Raw genomic sequence first — 23,553 nt, 5'->3', positions numbered from 1 at the left:
TTCACCGAATCTGATGATTGCTAACGCTTGTTTGTTTTTAATATGTAAAATATATGAATCAGCAGTAAATAAATTAACCAAAAAGAGTTGAGATGCTGACGAGAAAAGGTTACATATAACCAGAAAAGCGTATTAATTCGTGATCGCTCTGACATTCATAGCGCTTGCAATCGCAAAATCAATTCTTATCAATGTCGATTAAAATCACTTATGTTGTTTTTTTGTACATAAAAAAAGTGGCAAAAGGCCTCGCGGTCACGTTACTATGATAAAAATGTTATTAGTTTGTGAATTTTAAGTGAAACCAAACCTGAGGAAAAACAGTCGTGGATAGTTTCCAACTGGATAGTTTCCAACTTTCGGTCGTTCATCGCTTGCCGCAAAGTTATCGATGGTTATCGGGTTTTGCCGGCGTCAAAGTTGAACCGATCCCGTTAAGCGGCAGAGAAGAAGAAAATAATCTGATTGGTTTTAAATTACTAAGCCATGACGCAGAGGTGGCATGGAAAATTATGCGCCAGTTGCATCAATCGCTGGATGAAATTCAGATCGAATCCGCTGTACTGGAATGTGATGGCGAGCCTTGCCTGTTTTTACACCGCAATGATGAAAGCACGGCAATGTGCCGTTTGAAAAATGTCGGCGTGGCGATTGCGGAATCCGTCAGCGCGCAATATCCGTTTTAACGGCCACGTTCGTCATCTGATTGTTATTGTCGGTTGTTTTTCCTGCTCTTCAAATGCGGCGCCGCTTGCGCTGATGTTACCCGTTATCGGGTCGAAAGCTGTAACAGTTCCCGCGTATAGTCTTTTTCCGGGTGGTTGAACACCTGTCTGCATTCGCCTTGTTCTACTACTTCACCTTGTCTTAACACAATGACCTGATGGCAAAGCGCCCGCACCACCTGAAGATCGTGGCTGATAAACAGATAAGCGAGTCGGTGCTTTTGTTGCAATGACTGCAATAACGCCAGAATCTGCGCTTGCACGGTTCTATCCAGTGATGAGGTGGGTTCATCCAGGATCAGGAGTTCCGGTTGCAGGATCAACGCGCGGGCAATAGCGATACGCTGACGCTGACCGCCAGAAAACTCGGCGGGATAGCGATGACGTGTATCAGGATCTAATCCGACTTCCTTCATGGCCGCAATAACGCGGTGTTCCCGTTCTTCCTTATTTAGTTTCTGATGAACGGTCAACCCTTCGGCAATAATCTGTTCGGCGTTCAGGCGCGGATTCAATGCCGAATTGGGGTCCTGGAAAACAACCTGAATGCGTCGACGGAAAGGCAACATCTGCTTACGGGAAAATTCATGCAGCGGTTGACCATCGAACCAGATCGCGCCTTTGGCGCGGAGCAAGCGCAGCAACGCCAATCCGGTGGTGCTTTTCCCGGAACCCGATTCGCCGACCAATCCGATACTTTCACCGCGTCGCAGGGTGAAGTTGATATCATTGACCACCTGTTTTTCTGCCACTGTGCGGCGTAACAACCCTTTCTTGATTGGGAAAGAGACGCGTAATTGCTCGACGCGCAGAATAGGTTCAAGACCCTCTTCAAGGGGCTGTGGTTCACCCGCTGGCTCGGCTTCCAGCAACTGTCGGGTATAGGCATGTTGCGGCGCGCTGAACAGATCCCGGCAGGTATTGCGCTCCACGCATTGGCCCGATTTCATCACCGCGACGTTATCCGCCAATTGCTGAACAATATTCAAATTATGGGTGATGAATAGCAGGCTCATTCCCAGTTCCTGCTTGAGTTCGTTGAGCAATTTCAGAATCTGCGCTTGTACGGTGACATCCAGCGCGGTCGTCGGTTCATCGGCAATCAGCAGGTCAGGCTGTGTCAGCAAGGCCATGGCGATCATCACGCGCTGACGTTCGCCGCCAGAAAGCTGGTGAGGAAAGTCGCTCAAACGGCTTTTAGCCTGCCGAATGCCCACGCGATCCAGACAAGCGACGACTTCACTACGCGCCGCCTCATTGCGCATGCCACGGTGTAGCGACAGCACTTCGGTTAGCTGTTTTTCAATGCTTTGTAACGGATTAAGGGATACCATCGGTTCCTGAAAAATCATGGCGATGCGATTTCCCCGGATCTGACGCAGGGTTTTTTCATCCGCGTGCAGCAGAGATTGTCCGGCAAAGTGGATATCGCCCTGTTGATAGATGACCGGCGGGGAGGGCAGCAGCCTGAGAATGGAGAGCGCGGTCACGCTTTTTCCCGAACCGGACTCGCCCACCAACGCCAGTGTCTCACCAGCATTGACCGCCAGCGAGAGTTGGTCGACGACGCGCTGCGTTTGCTGCCCGCTGCGAAACGCAATGCTGAGATTATCAATCTGTAATAAAGGTGAACTGGACATATTAATGCGCCTTGCTGGGATCAAAGGCGTCGCGCACCGCTTCGCCGATAAAAATGAGTAAAGACAGCACAATGGATAGCACCATAAATACGGTAATGCCCAGCCAGGGCGCCTGAAGGTTGTTTTTGCCTTCCAGCAGCAGTGTACCTAACGAAGGCGAACCCATCGGCAGGCCGAATCCGAGAAAATCCAGTGAAGTCAGCGTGGTGATTGATCCGCACAGAATAAAAGGCAGATAGGTCAATGTGGCGACCATGGCGTTCGGCAGCATACAGCGGTACATAATGACCCGGTCGCTGACGCCCATTGCCTGGGCCGCGCGGATATAGTCAAAGTTGCGGGTGCGCAGAAATTCCGCGCGCACCACGCCGACCAGACTCATCCAGCCGAACAGGACGGTTATCCCCAGCAACCACCAGAAATCCGGTTGAATCACGCTGGAAAGCAGGATGATCAGAAACAGGGTCGGCATGCCGGACCAGACTTCAATAAAGCGCTGTCCCCACAAATCCAGTTGTCCGCCGTAATATCCTTGTGTCGCGCCGACAGTAATCCCAATCAAACTGGAAAGGGAAGTCAGCGCCAGCCCGAACAACAGAGAGATACGGAAGCCGTATAACACCTGCGCCACCACATCTTTTCCCTGACTGTCCGTACCCAGCAGGTTGTGCCATGAGGGTGGCGAAGGGAACGACACGGTGGTGGCGTAGTTGATGGTGTCGTAGCTGTAGCGGATAGGCGGCCATATTGCCCAACCGTGCTCTTCAATTCGTTGCGTGATGTAAGGATCGCGGAAGTCGGCGGTGGTGGCAAACTGGCCGCCAAAGGTGGTTTCGCTGTAATCGACCATAACCGGCGTATAGAACCGCCCGTCGTATTTCACCAGCAACGGTTTATCATTGGCGATCAGTTCTGAGAATAAGGTTATAACGAAGAGCGTCAGAAACATCCACAGCGCCCAGTATCCGCGGCGGTTACTTTTAAAACGCGCCCAGCGCGCCTGATTAATGGGGCTTAATCGGCTCATTGGCGTCCCTCAAAATCAATACGCGGATCAACCAGCGTATAAGTCATATCGCTGATAATGTTCAATAACAGACCGATCAGCGTAAAAATATACAGCGTACCGAACATCACCGGGTAATCGCGTTGTAGCGTGGCGTCATAACCCAATAAGCCAAGACCGTTCAGCGAAAACATCACTTCAATCAACAACGAACCGGTGAAAAACATACTAATAAAGATGGCCGGGAACCCGGCGATCACCAGCAACATCGCATTACGGAAAACATGACGGTAAAGAATACTCTTTTCATCCAGGCCCTTGGCGCGGGCAGTCACCACATATTGCTTACGGATTTCGTCCATAAATGAGTTTTTGGTCAGCATGGTCAGCGTGGCGAAGCCGCCAATCACCGATGCCAATACCGGCAGCGTAATATGCCAAAGATAATCGGTGATTTTGCCGTACCAGGGCAGCGTATCAAAATTGCTGGATACCAGGCCGCGTAGCGGGAACCAATCCAGATAACTGCCGCCGGCGAATAGCACAATCAGCAGGATGGCGAACAAAAACGCCGGGATCGCATAGCCGATAATAATCAGCGTACTGCTCCAAGTATCAAACGGCGTGCCGTTTTTGACGGCTTTTTTGATGCCCAGCGGAATGGAAACCAGATAGACAATTAAGGTGCTCCACAACCCCAGCGTAATCGAAACCGGCATGCTTTCCTTGATAAGTTGCATGACCGATGATCCACGAAACAAACTGTCGCCGAAATCAAACCGCACATAATCCCACAACAGTTTGAAATAACGTTCATGGATCGGCTTATCAAAGCCATAACGCTTGGTAATTTCCTCAATGACCTCCGGGTCAAGACCGCGCGAACCGCGGTAGGTGTTCTCAATGTTTGGCGCACCGCCGCTGCCGCCAGAGCGAGCGAGCCCGGCATCCATGCCGCCGCTGGCGGTGTAGCCGCTACCCTGGCCCATCTCAATGGCGGCGATGGCCTGATCGACCGGGCCGCCAGGCGCGATTTGTACAATAAAGAAGTTAATGGTGATAATCGCCCATAACGTTGGGATCACCAGCAACAGACGGCGTAACAGGTAAGTTCCCACATCGACTCCTTAACGTCGCTCTGCTGGCAGCGTAGCCGCCTGTTTAACATCGTACCACCAGCTATCGAGCCCAAGTGAATAGGTCGGGGAAATCGCTGGCATGGCAAACTTGTTCCAATAGGCGAAACGATCATGATTGGAATACCACATCGGGATCATAAACTGATTCCAGGTCAGTACCCGGTCCAGCGCGCGGCCCAATGACAATAACGGCGCTTTTTGCCCCTGATGCCGGGTAATCTCGTCAATCAGCGAATCGATAGCGGGATCGCGCACGCCGGACGTATTGTAGCTGGAATCAATATATTGCGAGTGCCAAAGCATTTGCAGGTCGTCCGTGGGGTAGAGAAACGCCAGGTACAGCGTCGCCGTCATATCAAAATCACGGTTGCGTAATCGGCTGGTAAACTGGGCGCTATCGATATTCCTGATGTTCATCGTGATGCCCAGCTTTTTCAGGTTGTGCTGAAAAGGCAACACATACAGGGAATTCCCGGCGCTCGGCAGCAGCAGTTCAAAGGTAAACGGCTTTCCGGTCTGGCGGTTAACCAGCTTCTGATCTTTCAGCACCCAACCTGCCTCTTCCAGCAATTTCAATGCGGTTAGCCAGTGTTCACGATCATAGCCGCTGCCATCGGATGCAGGCGGCTGATAGCGCGGACCGAACACTTCCGGCGGCACCTTATCTTTTAGCGGCGTCAGCCAGACCAACTCCTCCGCGCTTGGTTCGCCCTGAGCGGCATATTCTGTATTTTGAAAGTAACTATCGGCGCGCTGGTAGGCGTTGTAAAACAGCGCCTTATTCATCCAGTTAAAATCAAACGCCAACGTCAGCGCCTGGCGCACCCGGCGATCGCTGAATAGCGGACGCTGAATATTGAATGCCAGCCAGCGGGTATTCTGAGCAGACTGATTTTCCTGATCCCGCTTGATGATATAGCCGCGGGTGAAATTATCGCCTTTATATTGTGTCGCCCAATGTTTGGGCGAGCTTTCTATGCGCAGATCAAATGCCCCGGCGCGAAAGGCTTCCAACGCGACGCTGTCATCCAGGTAGTAGTCATAGCGTATCTTATCAAAATTGTACTGGCCTTTATTGACCGGCAGGTCAGCCCCCCAGTAATCCTGCACCCGTGAGTAGGTCACATACTGTCCGGTGCGATAGGCGGTGACTCGGTAAGGGCCGCTGGCGGGGGGAGGATAGGCTAACGGTTCGGCCAGATTGTGATTCTTCCAAAATTTCTCCGGCATAATTGGCAGCGTAAGCAGACTGAATATGCGGTTTTTATCCGGTTGCGGGAACTCAAAACGCACGGTAAGCGGAGCGACGGCGATGGCGGTAACGCCTTTAAAATAGAGACGAAACTGCGGTACGCCTTGCGTCATAAACATGTTGTAGGTGAACGCGACATCAGCCGCGGTTATCGGCGAGCCATCATGGAAACGCGCTCGCGGATTCATGTCGATTTCAATCCAACGAAAATCAGGGGAGTGGCGGGAAGTCAGCGCCACCAATGGATAATAGCTGCCGGGTTCGTCGGCGGATGTCGTAAACAGCGAATCGTAAAGGCGCTCTGTTCGGGCGGCAGCGACCCCGCGCAGCGCATAACGGTTGAAATTATCGAATGTGCCGAGCGCGCTCAGCGTGATACTGCCGCCTTTCGGCGCATCAGGGTTGACGTAGTCAAAATGGCGGAAGTCCGCGCGGTATTTAGGTTCGCCCAACATTGCAAAGGCCGTGCTATGCTCGACGGTGTCGGCATAACCTCCCAGATGTACGGCGTAAAGCAATACAGCAGTAATGACGCGTTTCAACATCTTAACGGTAATCTCCTGCGTTTGACGTCAGTTGCCTGCATACAGGCGCTGCGTCCCATCATGATTTCTTTCGACATAAAGTTCTTGAAATAATTAGCATTACTCTTAATAAACCTTATTTTTTCTTTTTACCATGAAACAGGCCAGGAAACCTACCATAATTGTGGGAGGACGAAACCGCCATAAAAAAACGCCGCTTATTGCTAAGCAGCGCTCTTATCATCTCGTTTGGTATTGATTTTAAAGCATATTCAGGGAAGAAAATCGGTTAGCTGTTGGTTCCCTTACTTAGCACACGACGCGCTTCGTGATAACGCTTGTTCCAATAAGTATCACCCATATTGGAAATCATCACGCCGCTGCTGGTTGAGGCATGAACAAATTGATTATTACCGATATAAATACCGATATGGCGACCGGTTGAACCCGCCCGGAACAGAACCAGATCACCGGGACGCAGTTTGGTTCGTTGGATCTTTTGACCCACTCCCTGTTGTTCATACGTTGAACGCGGTAAATCCATATCAAACTGTTCGCGGAAAGTGCGTTGAACGAAAGCGGAACAATCAATACCACGGCGGCTGTCGCCACCTAAACGGTAACGAACGCCTTTCCAACTGGCATACTGGTCAAGTAATTTGGATTTGATATCCACATTACGCACCATCGCCTCAAATTCATCCTGAGAGGCTTGTAGTGAAAGACTTTCTTTGTCATTAACTACACGCATCTCAGTTTGATCGTTTCGATTGAGTGCATTATTACCATTACTACTACATGCGGAAAGCGTTATCGCTATCGCAACAGCAGGCAGCGCCCGCCAGATATATCTCAGAATCGGTTGAGACTTGACCATTATTGTTATGTTCCCTTGAAGTCCTTAACGATACTAATCGTTATGCAATAAATGCCAAACAAAACGAGAGTCAGATTAAAACAGGGTAGCTTTCTCACCAAAGGTTCTGCGGTGAAAGTGTGCAAGAATGCGCACCATTTCTTATCCAATCGCTAGCTCATTAAGCGGGGAAAAGCAAACTTAGTTGAGACTACCGTAACAATAAACAGATTGCGAGAAGTTTTAGGCATTTTATTTATAAGATCTAATGATGTAATTTGCAAAAAAATGTCGATATGGAAAACGCTTAAATGGCGAAATTTTTATCGAGGAAATGTGTCGGCGGGGGCGCAGACACTAAACACTGCACGTCACATAAAGTCGGATGATACCCGTGCTTACTCGATGATAGTTAAACGAGCCTTTAACAAAGCAGCTTGCAACGTGTTCCATTCAGCGGGGGTATCGTGAATCACTTCAATGCGGCTGTCGAGTGGCGGGACGGGCCTGGTTTCAATATTCAGGTCATGTTCCTGACGATTGACAATCAACGTCCCTTCTTTGATGCGCATCACGCCTTTCACGCGACTGACAGGCGCCAGCCGTACCCAGTCAAGCAGAGCGGCGGTATCGAAGGTGGTAGCTGGCGAGAAAATCCAGCCGCAGGCGTAATGCCCTTGTCCCTGGTTCAGGGCGCGACGCCAGGCATCTCCGGCGGGGAGTCGCAACGCCGCCAGCCCCTGAACTGGCTTGTGTACATGATGGTTTGCGCCGTCAGGTCGTTCGCCGCGACGTTGGCGCGGCCAATCAAGCAATGTTGACGCTATTTGCCCTTGACTGACCGTAACGAACTGCCGTCCGTCGCCGTTCGTCTGCCGCCATTGTTGCAGGGCGGCGATATCCGCTTCCTGATAGGTTTCCAGCTTGTTGGCGACGATGATATCGGCGGCGGCCAACTGATCGCGGAAGTTTTCATTCCCGGTATATCGGACGTCACTCAGTTGACGGGCATCCAGCAGACACAGCGTCGTCTGTAATGTCAGCCAGGGCTGATAGCTTTCTGCGGTGAGCAAGGCGATAATTTGTTTGGGGTGGCCGAGGCCGGTGGGTTCAATCAACAGGCGATGCGGTTTTTTCTGCTGCAACAGCATGTTCAGGCCAACTTGCATGGGCAGGCCATTCACGCAGCACAGACAGCCGCCGGGGATTTCCTTTACGAATGCGCCGCTGTCACTCAGCAACGCGCCATCAATGCCGATTTCGCCAAATTCGTTGACCAGCACCGCCCAGACTTCATCTTCCGGCTTTTGTGATAACAAGTGACGGATGGTCGTGGTTTTGCCGCTTCCCAGAAAGCCGGTGATGAGATTAACGTGAGTGAGCAACATGAACTCCCAAACAAAAGCCTAAACGGGTAATAAACTGATACCGAAGATAGGCGCAGACGTTAATTAGTGCAACACCGCCAGACGACAACGGTGTTGCGGCGCTGCGGTTTATTCCGCGCGTCCCATATAACGACGTTCAGGAATATGAATGCGGATTTTTTCACCTGCGCTCAAATATTCCGGCACCTGAATAGTCAGCCCGGTGCTCATTGTGGCCGGTTTGTTACGGGCGCTGGCGGAGGCGCCTTTGATGCCGGGGGCGGTGTCGATAATTTCCATATCCACGGTTTGCGGCAATTCCAGCGCAATGATTTCGCCATCCCAGGACAGAACTTGAATACCGGGCATGCCGCCTTCAGGAATGAACAGCAACTCTTCTTCGATCTGATCTTTTTTGAAGTTATATGGCGTGTAGTCTTCATCATCCATAAAGACGTATTCGTCGCCATCAATATAAGAAAAGGTGACTGTTCGGCGCGTTAAGGAGATGGTGTCGAGAATATCGTCGCCTTTAAAACGCTCTTCAACTTTTAGCCCGGTACGGACGTCCGAAAAACGCATTTTGTACAGCGTACTGGCACCACGGGCGCTTGGGCTCTGGATATCGACATCCTTCACCAATAGCAGCTTGCCGTTATAGTTCACGACCATACCGCGTTTAATTTCATTCGCTCTTGCCATAAAAATTACCTGATTAAAAAGGAGTGAGATTTTTGTGGCGACACGTTACTCGCGCCACCGGATTCAGGCAAGCGGGAATTATCGGATGCGTGGAGAATTAAGCATTGGTGTTTATCAGACGGGCTGTTATGGTGATATCACTTCCTTATTTCAGTCAGCCCACCGGAGTGATTGCTGATGGACTGTCGCCCCGATTGTGGTGCCTGTTGTATCGCGCCTTCCATATCCAGTCCGTTACCCGGCATGCCAAACGGTAAACCCGCGAATACGCGGTGTCTCCATCTGGAGGCCGATATGCGCTGCGGGCTGTTTTATTCGCCCTTGCGCCCGGCGGTCTGCTCAGGGCTACAGGCGCGAGCGGATATGTGCTTCAGTCATCGTGATGAGGCGCTGATTTATCTGATCACGCTGGAAACCGATACCGCGCCTGATAGCCATGAATCTATGCGAGTAACCTGAGCCGTCGGGAACGCTGCTCAGGTTTTCCCTGTCGAACTAAAATGTCGGGCGTGATTGCCGATAGTATCTAAATTAATGCAGAGATGATTTGGTGGAATAAGTTTGAAGAGGAAAGTATGGAAATCTCAAATTCAGTTCAGTTGGAAACCAATTTATATAATCTGAAAAAACAAGACGAGCCGCGTGGTCTGGTTTACGGCACGATTCCTGAGTTGACGCATGATACGGACTCTGTGCAGATCAGTACAGAAGGTCGGCAATTGGCGGCATCCGCTGTTGTGGAACATACGGCCAGATATTTCTTTACGCCTCAAATTAATGAATCGCTGAGCCGGGTGTTGCAAAATCAGTCTTCCGAGGTGCAGGAAACGGTATACGGAATCATCCAGTCGAATTTCATGACGAGCGGAAATAGCGATGAAGAAAGCGCCGCGTTGCGGGAACTGGGTATGACTCAAGCTGGCTATATAGCGGCTAACTACATGCAAGGCGCCGAGGCGCGGGAATTTATGGATACGATCCGCCGTATCGTCGCGATAGCCAATACGAAAACGACTGACCCGGAAACCGGGCAGGTTAGCTACGCTACGCTGCCGCAGCGTCCCGTCGGGGCACCGGAGGATTATATCAAATCTACTGATCTGATGCGGCTTTACGAGCCGGAGACGCTGGAAGCGCTTGAAAATGCACTGGCGGAAAATAAGGATTGGGCCAATATTCTGACCTCTTTTACGCTCAAGGCGATTAATCACCCGACCTGGGTGAAAGATTACCGCGCAGCCGTGGCCGAACAGGTTGAGGAGATGCAGGAAAGTGTCGGCAGTAGCCGGTTTCAAAGCGCATCTACCGCCAGTCTAGCCGATTTTTCGGCAGGAATCGCGCAGTTGATCGCCGGTGATGCGTTTACGGATACCCGCTTTCTGACCAATAATATGGCGGCGTTTATCCGCAAGCTCGGTGCTTTCGCTTAGTTATATCAATTCACGGCTTGTTCCGCGCCGGAAGCCATTTTTATCATTTATTACCCAGCTTGCTGGGTTAAACAACATATCTGAAACAGGGGCGAACCGGTTTCGATATTTTTTCTTCAGCAGTGCTTCAGCTTAATTTGCTTTTTTATCGTCAGACGATGTCACGTAGCGTGTAAAATGTGCGTGATATCATAAATTCATTACGTAAATGGTGCGGCGCGCTTGCATTAATGACGTAATGGAAACAGAATCAGTGAAACGTTTCAGCGATGTTGTTGTTGTTGAAATGTTCATTTAAGTCGTTACTTTTTTTCTCATAAAAGCTGAAACGATTCAAGTTTTGGCGGGAGAGGAGAACCATGTTCCAGTTGTCACAGCAAGATATTCATTTGGGCGCGACGGCCAGCAATAAGCAGGAAGCCATACAGCTTGTTGCTTCAGCGCTGACCGAGGCCGGATGTGTCAGCGCAGCGTATGTCGATGGCATGTTGCAGCGCGAACAGCAGACCTCCACTTATCTGGGAAGCGGTATCGCGATCCCCCACGGCACCACCGACACGCGCGATCTGGTATTGAAAACCGGCGTACAGGTTTTTCAGTTCCCGCAGGGCATTGCCTGGGGTGAAAACCAGACCGCTTACGTGGTGCTGGGGATTGCCGCACGCTCTGATGAGCACCTGGCGCTATTGCGTCAGCTTACGCATGTGCTCAGCGATGATCGCGTCGCCGCCCGTTTAGCAAACACCGATTCGGCGGAAGAATTGCGCAGCCTGCTGATGGGCGAGCAGCAACTGGCCGAGTTCCGTTTCGATACTTCGCTGATTTCATTGGATGTGGCAACGGATAACCTGTTGACGCTCCAGGCGCTGAACGCCGGGCGTCTGCAACAGATTGGCGCGGCTGATGCCAGTTTCGTCAGCGCGGCGGTCAGTAATAAACCGCTGTATCTGGGGCAAGGGATCTGGTTTAGCGACAGCGCTGAAGGTAACCTCAGCAGCGCCGCCGCGATTGCCCGTCCGGCCGCGCCTTTCAGTGTCGATGGCAATGCCGTCGCCATGCTCGTAACGGTAACTGCCGCGGACGATCAGGCCTATGCGCCTATTGACTACCTGACCAAACTATTAACCACGCAAAAAGCTGAACGCTTGCTGAAAGCCGATGCCGCCACGTTGCTGGCGCTGATGACCAGCGAAGTGCCGGAAGAGAGCGAAGTGCTGACGGCCGAGTTTACCATCCGCAACGAGCATGGGTTGCATGCGCGTCCGGGGACGATACTGGTGAGCGTGATCAAGCAGTTTAGTAGCGACATTACCGTCACCAATCTGGATGGTACTGGCAAACCGGCCAATGGTCGCAGCCTGATGAAAGTGGTCGCGTTGGGGGTCAAGAAAGGTCATAAACTCCGTTTTACCGCGAGCGGCGACGATGCGGAACAAGCATTGGCCGCCATTGGTGACGCGATCAATTCTGGTTTGGGCGAGGGGGCGGCATGAGCAGGCGAGTAGCCACCATTACCCTGAATCCGGCTTATGATCTGGTTGGCTATTGCCCGGAAATTGAGCGGGGCGAAGTGAATCTGGTTCAGACCGCGGGTCTGCACGCCGCCGGCAAAGGCATCAACGTTGCCAAGGTGTTGAAGGATCTTGGTATTGACGTCACGGTAGGGGGATTCCTGGGCAAAGATAATCAGGATGGTTTCCAGCAATTGTTCAGTGAACTGGGCATTGCCAACCGTTTCCAGGTTGTGCCGGGACGTACACGTATCAACGTGAAATTGACCGAAAAAGATGGTGATGTCACCGATTTCAATTTTTCTGGTTTTGAAGTCACATCGCAAGATTGGCAGCGTTTCGTTAACGACTCACTGAGTTGGCTGGGGCAGTTTGACATGGTTGCAGTCAGCGGCAGTCTGCCGGCTGGGGTCGATCCTGATGCGTTCACTGACTGGATGTCGCGTTTGCGCAGTCATTGTCCCTGCATCATTTTTGATAGTAGCCGCGAGGCGCTGGTGGCGGGGTTGAAAGCGGCACCCTGGCTGGTGAAACCCAACCGGCGCGAGTTGGAAATCTGGGCGGGGCGTAAATTACCCACGCTGGCGGATGTGGTTGATGCCGCGCACGCACTGCGTGAGCAAGGGATCGCGCATGTGGTGATCTCACTGGGGGCGGAAGGCGCCTTGTGGGTTAATGCATCCGGCGCATGGCGGGCATTGCCGCCTGCCTGTGACGTGGTCAGCACCGTAGGCGCAGGTGACTCCATGGTTGGGGGACTGATTTATGGCTTATTAATGCGTGAGTCCAGTGAGCATACTTTGCGTTTGGCAACGGCGGTGTCTGCGTTGGCCGTGAGTCAAAGCAATGTTGGCATTACCGATCGTCCTCAGTTGGCCGCTATGATGGCGCGTGTCGATCTGAAACCCTTTAATTGACAGCAGGAGACAAACAATGAAAACGCTGCTGATTTTAGATAAGTCACTGGGCCTGGCGAGAAGCCATCTGGTGAAAAACCTACTCAGCGCCGCCGCTGCGAAAGCAGGGCTGACGTTGACGGAACGCGCTGACGAGTCCGAATTAGTGATCATTCTGGGCGCGAAGGCCGCGGCGGATAACGCATTGAATGGCAAACAGGTGTTTGTCGGCGATGTGGAATTGGCGGCCAGCCAGCCGGAAGCGTTCCTGGCCAAAGCTCAAGCTGAAGCCACCCCCTATCAGGCAACGGCGTCAGCACCTGTTCAGCAAAACGCCGCCGCCAAACGTATTGTCGCGGTTACCGCCTGTCCGACCGGCGTCGCCCATACGTTTATGGCCGCGGAAGCGATTGAAACGGAAGCTAAAAAACGCGGCTGGTGGGTAAAAGTTGAAACTCGTGGTTCGGTTGGCGCCGGAAATGCGATCACGCCGGAAGAGATTGAACAAGCCGATCTGGTTATCGTCGCGGCGGATATCGAAGTCGACCTGAGCAAATTTGCCGGTAAAAAAATGTACCGCACTTCAACCGGTCTGGCATTGAAAAAAACCGTTCAGGAACTGGACAAGGCGCAGCTTGAAGCCAAGGTTTATCAGCCGAGCGGTCAAAGCGCCTCGTCAGTAAGCAACGAGTCAGGTCAAAAAGGCGGGGCTGGCCCTTATCGTCACCTGCTGACCGGGGTGTCTTACATGCTGCCGATGGTGGTGGCGGGCGGTCTGTGCATCGCACTGTCGTTTGTATTCGGCATTGAGGCGTTTAAGCAGGAAGGCTCACTGGCTGACGCGCTGATGAAGATCGGCGGTGGTTCGGCGTTCGCGCTGATGGTGCCGGTACTGGCGGGTTATATCGCGTTTTCGATTGCCGATCGTCCGGGTTTAACGCCGGGGCTGGTTGGCGGCATGCTGGCGGTCAGTACCGGAGCGGGCTTTCTGGGCGGGATTATCGCTGGTTTTCTGGCGGGCTATGTGGCCAGAGCCATCAGCAATAAGCTGATTCTGCCGCAAAGTATGGCGGCGCTGAAACCGATTTTGATTATTCCGTTGTTTGCTACGCTGATTACCGGTCTGGTGATGATTTATATCGTCGGTACGCCGGTTGCAAAAATTCTGACGGGTTTGACTGACTGGCTGCAATCCATGGGAACGGCGAACGCGGTGATCCTGGGCGCAATCCTGGGCGGCATGATGTGTACGGATATGGGCGGCCCGGTCAATAAGGTGGCCTACGTATTCGGCACTACGTTGCTCAGCAGCCAGATTTATGCGCCGATGGCGGCGGTGATGGCGGCCGGTATGGTTCCGCCGCTGGCGATGGGGTTGGCGACGTTTCTGGCGCGTAACAAGTTCAACGCCACCGAGCGTGAAGGGGGCAAGGCTGCTTTGGTTCTGGGGCTGTGCTTTATTTCCGAAGGCGCGATCCCTTACGCCGCTCGCGATCCAATGCGGGTACTGCCATGTTGTATCGTTGGCGGAGCGCTGACTGGGGCGCTGTCTATGGCGGTCGGCGCGAAACTGATGGCGCCGCACGGCGGGCTGTTTGTTCTGATGATCCCTGGTGCGATTACGCCGGTTATCGGTTATCTGCTGGCTATTATTGCCGGGACGGTCGTGGCGGGCGTGCTATATGCGCTGCTGAAACGTCCTGACGAACAATTGGTGAAAGCCGCATAAGCGAGAATCGTTCAGCGGTGGTAAAAAGCGCCAGCGGACATGATGTCAACTGGCGCTTTTCTATTTCAGGGCATAGTTTATTTCAGGCGATAAAGGACACGGGAATTCAAACCTGAGATTTCAGCCAGGCGATCTCTTCCGCCCAGATATCGGGATTGACGGTTTCCAGAATCAGCGGGATACCATCAAAACGCGGATCTTTCATGATATAGCTGAATACCGTCTTGCCAATATTGCCTGCTCCCAGACTATGATGACGGTCGACACGGCTATTGAATTCGCTTTTCGCATCATTTAAATGCATTCCCCGTAAATAGCGGAATCCCACGATCCGTTCAAATTCGGCAAAGGTCGATTCGCAGGTTGCTTCGGTACGTAAATCGTAGCCGCCGGCAAAGGCGTGACAGGTATCGATACACACCCCCACGCGGCTTTTATCTTCCACGCCATCAATGATGGCGGCCAGATGTTCAAAGCGAAAGCCCAGATTGCTTCCTTGTCCGGCGGTGTTTTCAATAACGGCGGTGACGCCATCCGTTTGTGCCAGCGCGATGTTAATCGACTCGGCGATACGCGCCAGACAGCGCGCTTCATCTATCTGTTTTAAATGGCTGCCTGGATGAAAGTTCAGCAAACTCAGGCCGAGTTGTTGGCAGCGAGTCATTTCGTCAATAAAGGCAGCGCGCGATTTCTCCAGCGCCGCCGCTTCGGGATGACCAAGATTGATCAGATAGCTGTCATGGGGCAGGATTTGCGCCGGGGTATAGGCGTAGCGTTCACAAGCCGCTTTGAAACTGACGATCGTTTCCTGACTGAGCGGGGCGGCCTCCCATTGGCGCTGATTTTTGGTAAACAGCGCAAATGCCGTTGCGTTCAGTTCATGAGCGCGAATAACCGCCTGATCGACGCCGCCCGCCGCGCTGACGTGCGCACCTACGTATTTCATGTTCTTCTCCTCTTGATGACGGAGGCATTATGGCATTGTCTGACGAGTGAATGAGACGTTAACGGATAAATTATTCACGGTCAGCGCAATAGGTGTTCAGCCGCCAGATTGATGCCCGCACCGCCAATCAGTAACCAGAGGAACAAAAACAGCGCCAGCAGCAGCGGTTTTGCACCAGCCTGCCGTATCGCACTCAGGCGAGTGGTCAGCCCCAACGCGATCATGGCCATCATCAGTAGCACGTTATCCAACTGGATTAGTGTGTTCACGATATCGCTGGGAATAAGTTGACTGGAATTGAAAGCCGCGACTGCCGCAAACCCTAACGCAAACCAGGGAAACATCAAAGATAGTGGCGCTGTCGGGCTATTTTGTGGCTGTCTGTTTTTCATAACCAGACCGAGGATAATGAGAAAAGGCGCCAGCAACATGACACGCAACATTTTCCCCATCACGGCCATATTTTCTGTCTCAACATCAATGGCGTGACCAGCCGCCACGACCTGGGCCACCTCATGAAGGGTTGAACCCAGATACAGACCGAACGCTCGTGGCGTTAATGTGAGCCAGTCATAATAAAGGTTAAGCCGATACAACCATGGATAAAGAAACATCGCCGTGGTGCCAAAAATGACCACGGTAGAGACGGCGACGGCAATTTTATCGCTTGAGGCTTTGACCACCGGCGCGGTGGCAAGAATGGCGGCAGCGCCACAGATGCTGCTGCCTGCGCCGATTAGCACGGTGGTTTCACGATCAAGTTTAAATAAGCGTCTGCCCAGCCAGCAGGCGAGGAGAAACGTCGACACAACGATCGCCAGATCGATGACAATACCCGCTATGCCAACGGCAGTCATTTGCTGAAAACTGAGACGAAACCCGTAAAGCACGATACCCCAGCGCAAGAGATGCTGTTTTGCCCACTGCACACCTGGATCACAGTAAGAATGTAGCCGAAGATAGGCCGTATTACCGAGTAAAATCCCTGTCAATATCGCCAATGTTAATGAGCCTGGCCCCCATTGTGAAACTTTCGGAATATTAGTCAGCCAGAGAGTCAAAAAAGTCATTAGACTTACTGCTGATAACCCAGGGAGGAGTATTGCCATGCGGTAATGGGGAGCGATGTGTTGCTGTCGTGCAGAAAGTAGTGCAGAAAGATGAATCATTTTATAGACCTGTTCTGAGAATACCGAACTGAGGGCTCAGCCTATAATCAGAAAGGTTAAAAGAGAAATTGATTATATATTTATAACCTATAGATTTTTTCGATAAAGAGCCCGTTATGCATATTACCTTACGTCAGTTGGAAGTTTTTGCAGAAGTGCTGAAAAGTGGTTCAACCACGCAGGCTTCGGTTGTGCTTTCGCTCTCTCAATCCGCCGTGAGTGCAGCGTTGGCCGATTTGGAAGGGCAATTGGGTGTTCAGTTGTTTGACCGGGTTGGCAAGCGGCTGGTGGTGAATGAGCATGGGAGACTGCTCTATCCTAAAGCCTTGTCATTACTTGAGCAGTCACTGGAAATTGAACAACTGTTTTGCCATGACAATGGCGCATTACGTATTTACGCCAGCAGTACCATCGGCAACTATCTTTTACCGGCCATGATAGCCCGCTACCGGCAGGATTTCCCTGAGATCCCGCTGGAACTGCATGTCGGCAACACGCACGATGTCATTGCCAGTATTGCGGAATTCAGCGTTGACCTGGGGTTAATCGAAGGGCCGTGCCATCATACCGATCTGGTCACTCAGCCCTGGCTGGAAGATGAACTGGTGGTTTTTTGCTCGCCGACCAACCCACTCAGCCAACAGGCTGTTTCTCTGTCGCATTTGGCTGATGCGCCCTGGATCTTGCGCGAACGGGGTTCCGGCACCCGTGAGGTGTTGGATCATTTGCTGTTGACTCAGTTGCCGCACTTTCGTCTGGTGATGGAGTTAGGCAATTCTGAGGCGATTAAACACGCAGTGCGCCACGGTATTGGCATTAGTTGCCTGTCCCGGCATGTCATTGCCGAACAGTTGGCGACAGGATCGCTGGTGGAACTGGCGGTGCCATTACCCCGCCTTACCCGCACGTTGTATCTGATTCATCATCGTCAGAAGCATATCTCAAACGTCTTGCAGCGTTTCCTGAGTTACTGCCGCGAAGCGGTATAAATAACATATTTTGTGTTGCTAATGATCGGGGCGGAGTTATGAACCTCTCTTATAATCCGACGATCGCGCTATCCTGCTGAAAACGATTTGCTACAATCCCGCCTCGTTTTTTTGGCAATAACACGCAGGCTAATAATGGCTCAGCAAAATATTCAATCTCAGGGACCCACGACCCTGCGCCGTGAACTTAAAGCACGGCATTTAACCATGATCGCCATCGGCGGTTCGATTGGCACCGGATTATTTGTCGCTTCCGGCGCCACGGTTTCACAAGCAGGGCCGGGCGGCGCGTTATTATCGTATGTTCTGATCGGCGTGATGGTGTATTTCCTGATGACCAGTCTGGGAGAACTGGCGGCCTTTATGCCCACATCAGGATCTTTCGCCACCTATGGTTCCCGCTATGTTGAAGAAGGCTTTGGTTTCGCGTTGGGCTGGAATTATTGGTACAACTGGGCCGTAACGATCGCGGTGGATTTGGTGGCCGCGCAGTTGGTGATGGGGTATTGGTTCCCTGAGGTTCCCGGCTGGATATGGAGCGCGCTATTTTTAGCGCTGATGGTGTTATTGAACGTCATCTCAGTAAAAGGATTTGGCGAAGCCGAATATTGGTTCTCATTGATTAAAGTGGTGACGGTGGTGATTTTTATCGCCGTCGGTATCCTGATGATTGTGGGGATCTTGCGCGGGGCCGGGAACGCGGGGATACATAACTGGCAGATTGAGGATGCGCCGTTTGCGGGTGGTTTTTCCGCCATGATCGGCGTGGCGATGATCGTAGGGTTTTCGTTTCAGGGAACGGAACTGATTGGCGTGGCTGCCGGCGAATCGGAAAATCCGCAGAAAAATATTCCTCGCGCGATCCGTCAGGTGTTCTGGCGTATTCTGCTGTTTTATATCTTCGCCATTTTGATCATCAGCCTGATCATTCCCTATACCGATCCCAACCTGTTGCGTAATGATGTAAAAGACATTGCCGTCAGCCCGTTTACACTGGTATTTCAGCATGCGGGTTTGCTGTCTGCGGCAGCGGTGATGAACGCCGTTATCCTCACCTCGGTACTGTCAGCGGGTAATTCAGGGATGTATGCCTGTACCCGTATGCTGTTTACGCTGGCCTCCGAGGGTAAAGCGCCGCGTATTTTTGCGCGACTGTCAAAAGGCGGCGTGCCGCGTAATGCGCTCTATGCGACCGCCGTGATTGCCGCATTGTGCTTCCTGTCGTCAATGTACGGCAACCAAACGGTCTATTTATGGTTGCTGAACACCTCCGGGATGACGGGTTTTATCGCCTGGTTGGGCATCGCCATCAGTCACTATCGCTTCCGCCGCGGCTATGTTAAAGCCGGACACGATCTGAATCGTCTTCCCTATCTTTCCCGTTTCTTCCCGCTGGGGCCGATCTTCGCCTTCGCGCTTTGTCTGGTCATTACGCTGGGACAGAATTATCAGGCGTTCCTGCAAGATAACATTGATTGGTACGGCGTCACGGCAACCTATATCGGCATTCCGCTCTTTCTGCTGATTTGGTTCGGCTATAAATTTTCCCGCGGCACGCGTTTTATCAAATATCAGGATATGACCTTCCCCGAACATAATTAGCCAGCAGACTCGCCGTCATCATGGCGAGGTCACCGCTTCCGACCAGGGCGTTCTTTCGAGAGAGCGCCTTTTTTTCATGTTTCCAACGCTTTTTCTTCCCCAATATTTTTTAAACAACAAATTTATTCACTGACTTTAATCAGCAAATCCAGATTGGCCGCAATGTCGCTTACATTTTTATTCTGCTAAGTGATTGTTTTATTTTTGTTTTACAATAATCATGCGATTGACTATGATAATGATATTAATTTGCATTTACAATAATTAAAAATTAATTACAATGTATTTGGCAAAAAAACTCAATATGCAACTTTACGCCTGAGGATATAAATACATGTTGATTAATATAAGAAAATCAGTGGCACTGGCACTCGCAGCAACGGCATCAACTTCGGTTCCGGCTATCGCGGCAACGCAGGATGATGTTTTGGTCGTCACAGCCTCTGGCTACGAACAAAAGATCACCAATGCCGCAGCCAGTATTTCAGTGGTTAGTCAGGATGAATTAAGTCAACGCAAATACAACGATTTGGCCGAGGCGCTGAGCGATGTGGAAGGCGTTGACGTGCGCAGTTCTACCGGGAAAACCGGCGGGTTGGATATCAGTATTCGCGGAATGTCCAGCAGCTATACGCTGATTCTGATTGACGGTATCCGTCAGAATGGCACCTCAGATGTCACGCCGAACGGCTTCGGCGCCATGAACACCAGCTTTATGCCGCCGCTGTCCGCCATCGAACGTATCGAGGTTATTCGCGGGCCGATGTCCACACTGTACGGCTCCGACGCCATGGGCGGCGTGGTGAATATCATTACCAAAAAGGTGGCGAAAGAGTGGGCTGGCTCGCTGTCCCTCGACCATGCTTTCCAGGAAGATACCAAATATGGCGATACCTCCAAATTTACTTTCTATTCCAGCGGCGCGCTAATTGAAGATAAGCTGGGGCTGGCGCTGCGCGGCAGCATTTTCCGCCGCGACGCTTCAAGCGTGGCGTCCTCGACCACTGGAACCGAACTCAGCACTCGCGGACCGAATCCGGTGAAATCGGACAACTACCTGCTGGGCGGCAAACTGACCTGGCAATTGGATGATAGAAATACCTTGTGGCTGGACGGCGAAATCGCCAACCAGAAATATGATAACGCGGAAGGTCAACTGGGAACGGTCAGCACCGCTGGCGGTTATGAAGATACGTTGCGCTATCAGCGCCGCAAAGTGACGCTGGGCAGCGACAACCAACTGGACTTTGGTATCTGGAACTCCAGCCTGTCTTATAATCAGACCGAAAATAAAGGCCGCCTCATCACTACCGCTTCGGTCCCGAGCACGTCCAGCGCCGCCGGTGAGAAGCGACAACTGAAAAATACCAATATCATTCTGGATACCAAGCTGGTGGCGCCGTTGGGCGACAGTCATCTGTTCACTATTGGCGGCCAGTATTGGAACGCGGTGATGAAGGACGGCATCGTGCTGGCGAATAACGGGGAGAAATTCGAACAGGATTCCTGGGCATTGTTTGCCGAGGACGAGTGGCGGCTGCTGGACTCGCTGGCCTTGACCTACGGCGCCCGCTATGAATATCAGGAAACCTTTGGTGGTCATGTTAGCCCGCGTTCCTATTTGGTATGGAATGCGTCGGACGATTGGACGGTGAAAGGCGGCGTCAGTACCGGTTACAAGACGCCTTCACTGGCCCAGTTGCATAACGGGGTGAGCGGCGTTACCGGTCAGGGAACCATTAACACTATCGGCAATCCTGATTTAGAGCCGGAAAAAAGCGTCAATACCGAACTGGGCGTGTACTACGAGAACGACAACGGCTTTGGCGCCAACGCCACTCTGTTCCACAACCGTTACCGTAATAAGATCTCCTCGTTGTCGATCGATAGCGCCACCAGCACCTATATCAATACCGGTAAGGCGATAACCCAGGGGCTGGAATTGGCGACCACTATTCCGTTATGGTCGGAGAACTGGAAACTGAATCTGAATTACACCTTTACCGACAGCGAACAGAAGGACGGCAATGACAAAGGCGCGCGTCTGGCCAATACGCCGAAGCATATGGCCAACGCCCGCCTGAACTGGAATGTTAACGACAAGCTGTCAACCTGGCTGAAAGCGGAATATCGCAGCAAGATGGGGCGATTTACCCAGAACTATGAAAATCTGTCGAACGCGAACAAAGTGGTATATGACAATTTAGGCTCTGATTTTAAGTCATTCACCGTATTCAATCTGGGCGGCGCCTATAAGGTGTCAAAAGATATCACTCTTAATGGCGCAGTTAACAACCTGCTGGATAAGGACTTTACCAAGACGCATGTCTTTGCGGTAGGAAATAGCACCACGACGGCGGGTGATTACTTCACTTCAGCCCAAAGCACTACCGGTTCCGTATTACCTGGCCGAAACTACTGGGTATCGGTAAATGTAACCTTCTGATAACCATTGGGTGCGGGCTAAATAGCCCGCATCTGTATTCGTTGCTGATTTTTATTTACCACGGCTAATCATCTCGCTGCATATTTCTCCCCTGACGACTTTCTCATCTCCCACGCAATAGCGTAGCCATAATGAATGAAATTCACGCTATTAAAAGTTGTTAATTGCGGTAATGCTGTCTACGCTGAACCTTTGGCAGAACTGTACATTTCATCATCAATAATCCAGACGTCAATCGGATGAGAAAGATTTGTTAAGTTAAATAATTAAGCTGCTATCTTTTTTAAAAGCAACATAACGTTTAATTCCTTGTTTGGGAAAGATCATTCACGAGTCAGGTTTCGTGTACGGCGCTGTTTATCGCCGATAATCAGGGTAGTATGTATAAATAACAATCAGGTTAGACACTATGCTAAAAATTACCTTTTTAGATAAAGGCGCATTGCCTGAAACTATTTTCCTGAAAAAGAATAGTTTCAGACGACCGCAGTGCCGCCATGAATGGATTGAATATAGTTACACCGCGCCCGAACAGGTTATTGCCAGGGCGAAAAACAGCGACATTATTATTATCAATAAGACCGTGTTGACGCGAGAAACACTGTCGGCTTTGCCTGCTCTGAAGTTGATTGCGGTAACAGCCACGGGGACGAATACCATTGATACCGCTGCTGCGGCCGAGTTGGGCATCCTGGTGAAGAATGTGCAGAATTACTCCACTCAGGCGGTTTCCGAGCATGTGATAGCCATGATCCTTGCGCTTAAACATAGCCTGATGGGGTGGTATCGCGATCAACTTAGCGATCGATGGGCGAGTCAGGTACAGTTTTCCTACTTTGACTACCCGGTAAAGGATATTGCTGGTTCAACGCTGGGCATTATCGGCGCAGGCGCCATCGGGCGTGAAGTCGGACGTCTGGCGACGGCGTTGGGTATGCAGGTCATTTTTGCCGAACACCGGGGAAGCACGCGCTGTCGTCCGGGGTATTTGCCGTTTGAACAAGTCTTGCAGTCCGCGGATATTATTTCGCTTAATTGCCCATTGGTGGATAAAACCCGCGAACTGCTGAATGCGCAAACCTTGGCGCTGTGTAAGCCGACGGCATTTATCGTTAATGCCGCCAGAGGCGGGCTGATTGATGAAGCCGCGTTACTTTCGGCTTTACATCAGCGTCGTATCGCTGGCGCGGCGCTTGACGGCTTAACGCAGGAACCGCCGGATAAGAATCATCCGCTGATGCTGGCGGCGAAGACATTGCCTAATCTTTTGATTACTCCGCACATTGGCTGGACATCCGCATCCGCTCTGCAAACGTTGATGGAAAAAACAATTGAGAATATTGACGAGTTTGTTCAGCAACACGGATATTAAATTAACTCATCACCGGAGCATATAAACGGAATAAATAAGCCGCCGATATTATTTATCTCTCTGATGATTTCGTAACGGTTGTATTATTGTTTTTGCGGGTGCGGGTATTAACGGTTTACGCCTGATATGACATTGAAATCATCAGCAGTTGAAACACGCTTTTCATTATTGAGGAAAGAATAGCCTGGCGGCTGATATTTTTTAACAAGGCAGAGCGGCGAGAATGAAATTATTGTCATGGCCTAGCCTTGA

At 51.4% G+C, this 23,553-nt stretch carries 19 protein-coding genes; 10 read left to right on the top strand and 9 right to left on the bottom strand.

The window, feature by feature from the left end:
• The first annotated feature begins 341 nt into the window (after window positions 1–341).
• On the top strand, window positions 342–686 hold the full coding sequence (locus NC856_RS14100; protein WP_264091086.1) for a YejG family protein: 345 nt from the start codon (window positions 342–344) through the stop codon (window positions 684–686).
• 83 nt (window positions 687–769) lie between these two features.
• On the opposite strand, the gene yejF is transcribed toward NC856_RS14100, so the two are convergent.
• The 7 genes from yejF to yeiP form a co-directional block, all read right to left on the bottom strand.
• Window positions 770–2,365: a microcin C ABC transporter ATP-binding protein YejF gene (yejF, locus tag NC856_RS14095; RefSeq protein WP_264091054.1), complete on the bottom strand. Its 1,596-nt coding sequence runs from the start codon at window positions 2,363–2,365 to the stop codon at window positions 770–772.
• A 1-nt stretch (window position 2,366) separates the two neighbouring features.
• The gene (locus tag NC856_RS14090; RefSeq protein WP_264091053.1) at window positions 2,367–3,392 is read right to left on the bottom strand and encodes an ABC transporter permease; all 1,026 of its coding nucleotides are present in this window, start codon (window positions 3,390–3,392) and stop codon (window positions 2,367–2,369) included.
• Window positions 3,389–4,489, bottom strand: coding sequence for a microcin C ABC transporter permease YejB (locus tag NC856_RS14085; protein WP_264091052.1), 1,101 nt, complete (start codon window positions 4,487–4,489; stop codon window positions 3,389–3,391). Before NC856_RS14085 ends, NC856_RS14090 begins: the two co-directional genes overlap by 4 nt.
• A 9-nt stretch (window positions 4,490–4,498) precedes the next feature.
• Entirely contained in the window at window positions 4,499–6,307 is a 1,809-nt protein-coding gene (locus NC856_RS14080; protein ID WP_264091051.1) for an extracellular solute-binding protein, read from the bottom strand.
• Between the two features lie 268 nt (window positions 6,308–6,575).
• Window positions 6,576–7,163 (bottom strand): bifunctional murein DD-endopeptidase/murein LD-carboxypeptidase, encoded by a 588-nt coding sequence (mepS, locus tag NC856_RS14075; protein ID WP_264091050.1) that lies wholly within the window; start codon window positions 7,161–7,163, stop codon window positions 6,576–6,578.
• 377 nt (window positions 7,164–7,540) lie between these two features.
• The gene (locus NC856_RS14070) at window positions 7,541–8,527 is read right to left on the bottom strand and encodes a CobW family GTP-binding protein (protein ID WP_318841737.1); all 987 of its coding nucleotides are present in this window, start codon (window positions 8,525–8,527) and stop codon (window positions 7,541–7,543) included.
• A gap of 111 nt (window positions 8,528–8,638) precedes the next feature.
• The gene (yeiP, locus tag NC856_RS14065; protein ID WP_264091047.1) at window positions 8,639–9,211 is read right to left on the bottom strand and encodes an elongation factor P-like protein YeiP; all 573 of its coding nucleotides are present in this window, start codon (window positions 9,209–9,211) and stop codon (window positions 8,639–8,641) included.
• 177 nt (window positions 9,212–9,388) lie between these two features.
• Here yeiP and NC856_RS14060 point away from each other — a divergent pair, with 177 nt between their 5' ends.
• The 5 genes from NC856_RS14060 (at window position 9,389) to fruA (ending at window position 14,777) form a co-directional block, all read left to right on the top strand.
• Window positions 9,389–9,670, top strand: coding sequence for a YkgJ family cysteine cluster protein (locus tag NC856_RS14060; RefSeq protein ID WP_264091046.1), 282 nt, complete (start codon window positions 9,389–9,391; stop codon window positions 9,668–9,670).
• Window positions 9,671–9,786: 116 nt separating this feature from the next.
• Window positions 9,787–10,641: a hypothetical protein gene (locus NC856_RS14055; RefSeq protein WP_264091045.1), complete on the top strand. Its 855-nt coding sequence runs from the start codon at window positions 9,787–9,789 to the stop codon at window positions 10,639–10,641.
• Between the two features lie 359 nt (window positions 10,642–11,000).
• Window positions 11,001–12,134, top strand: coding sequence for a fused PTS fructose transporter subunit IIA/HPr protein (fruB, locus tag NC856_RS14050; RefSeq protein WP_264091044.1), 1,134 nt, complete (start codon window positions 11,001–11,003; stop codon window positions 12,132–12,134).
• Window positions 12,131–13,069 (top strand): 1-phosphofructokinase, encoded by a 939-nt coding sequence (gene fruK / locus NC856_RS14045; protein ID WP_264091043.1) that lies wholly within the window; start codon window positions 12,131–12,133, stop codon window positions 13,067–13,069. Before fruB ends, fruK begins: the two co-directional genes overlap by 4 nt.
• A gap of 16 nt (window positions 13,070–13,085) precedes the next feature.
• Window positions 13,086–14,777, top strand: coding sequence for a PTS fructose transporter subunit IIBC (gene fruA, locus NC856_RS14040; protein WP_264091042.1), 1,692 nt, complete (start codon window positions 13,086–13,088; stop codon window positions 14,775–14,777).
• A gap of 106 nt (window positions 14,778–14,883) precedes the next feature.
• Here fruA and nfo read toward each other — a convergent pair whose 3' ends face one another.
• The gene (nfo, locus tag NC856_RS14035; RefSeq protein ID WP_264091041.1) at window positions 14,884–15,723 is read right to left on the bottom strand and encodes a deoxyribonuclease IV; all 840 of its coding nucleotides are present in this window, start codon (window positions 15,721–15,723) and stop codon (window positions 14,884–14,886) included.
• Between the two features lie 80 nt (window positions 15,724–15,803).
• A complete protein-coding gene (locus NC856_RS14030) occupies window positions 15,804–16,832 on the bottom strand; it encodes a YeiH family protein (protein ID WP_264091085.1) in 1,029 nt (342 codons plus the stop codon).
• Window positions 16,833–17,008: 176 nt separating this feature from the next.
• Between NC856_RS14030 and yieE the strand changes: the two genes are divergently transcribed.
• From yieE to NC856_RS14010, 4 genes are all read left to right on the top strand, one after another.
• Entirely contained in the window at window positions 17,009–17,881 is an 873-nt protein-coding gene (gene yieE, locus NC856_RS14025) for a DNA-binding transcriptional regulator YeiE (RefSeq protein WP_264091040.1), read from the top strand.
• A gap of 135 nt (window positions 17,882–18,016) precedes the next feature.
• Window positions 18,017–19,483, top strand: coding sequence for an amino acid permease (locus tag NC856_RS14020; protein ID WP_264091039.1), 1,467 nt, complete (start codon window positions 18,017–18,019; stop codon window positions 19,481–19,483).
• 334 nt (window positions 19,484–19,817) lie between these two features.
• Window positions 19,818–21,929 carry a TonB-dependent receptor gene (locus NC856_RS14015; RefSeq protein WP_264091038.1) on the top strand — a complete coding sequence of 704 codons (2,112 nt, stop codon included), beginning with the start codon at window positions 19,818–19,820 and terminating at the stop codon, window positions 21,927–21,929.
• Window positions 21,930–22,338: 409 nt separating this feature from the next.
• Window positions 22,339–23,301, top strand: coding sequence for a 2-hydroxyacid dehydrogenase (locus tag NC856_RS14010; RefSeq protein WP_264091037.1), 963 nt, complete (start codon window positions 22,339–22,341; stop codon window positions 23,299–23,301).
• Window positions 23,302–23,553 lie beyond the last annotated feature (252 nt).

The organism is Brenneria izbisi, assembly GCF_025840185.1.
GTDB lineage: Bacteria > Pseudomonadota > Gammaproteobacteria > Enterobacterales > Enterobacteriaceae > Brenneria > Brenneria izbisi.
Note: the sequence above shows the minus strand (reverse complement) of the source record. Positions and strands in the feature narration are given on the sequence as shown.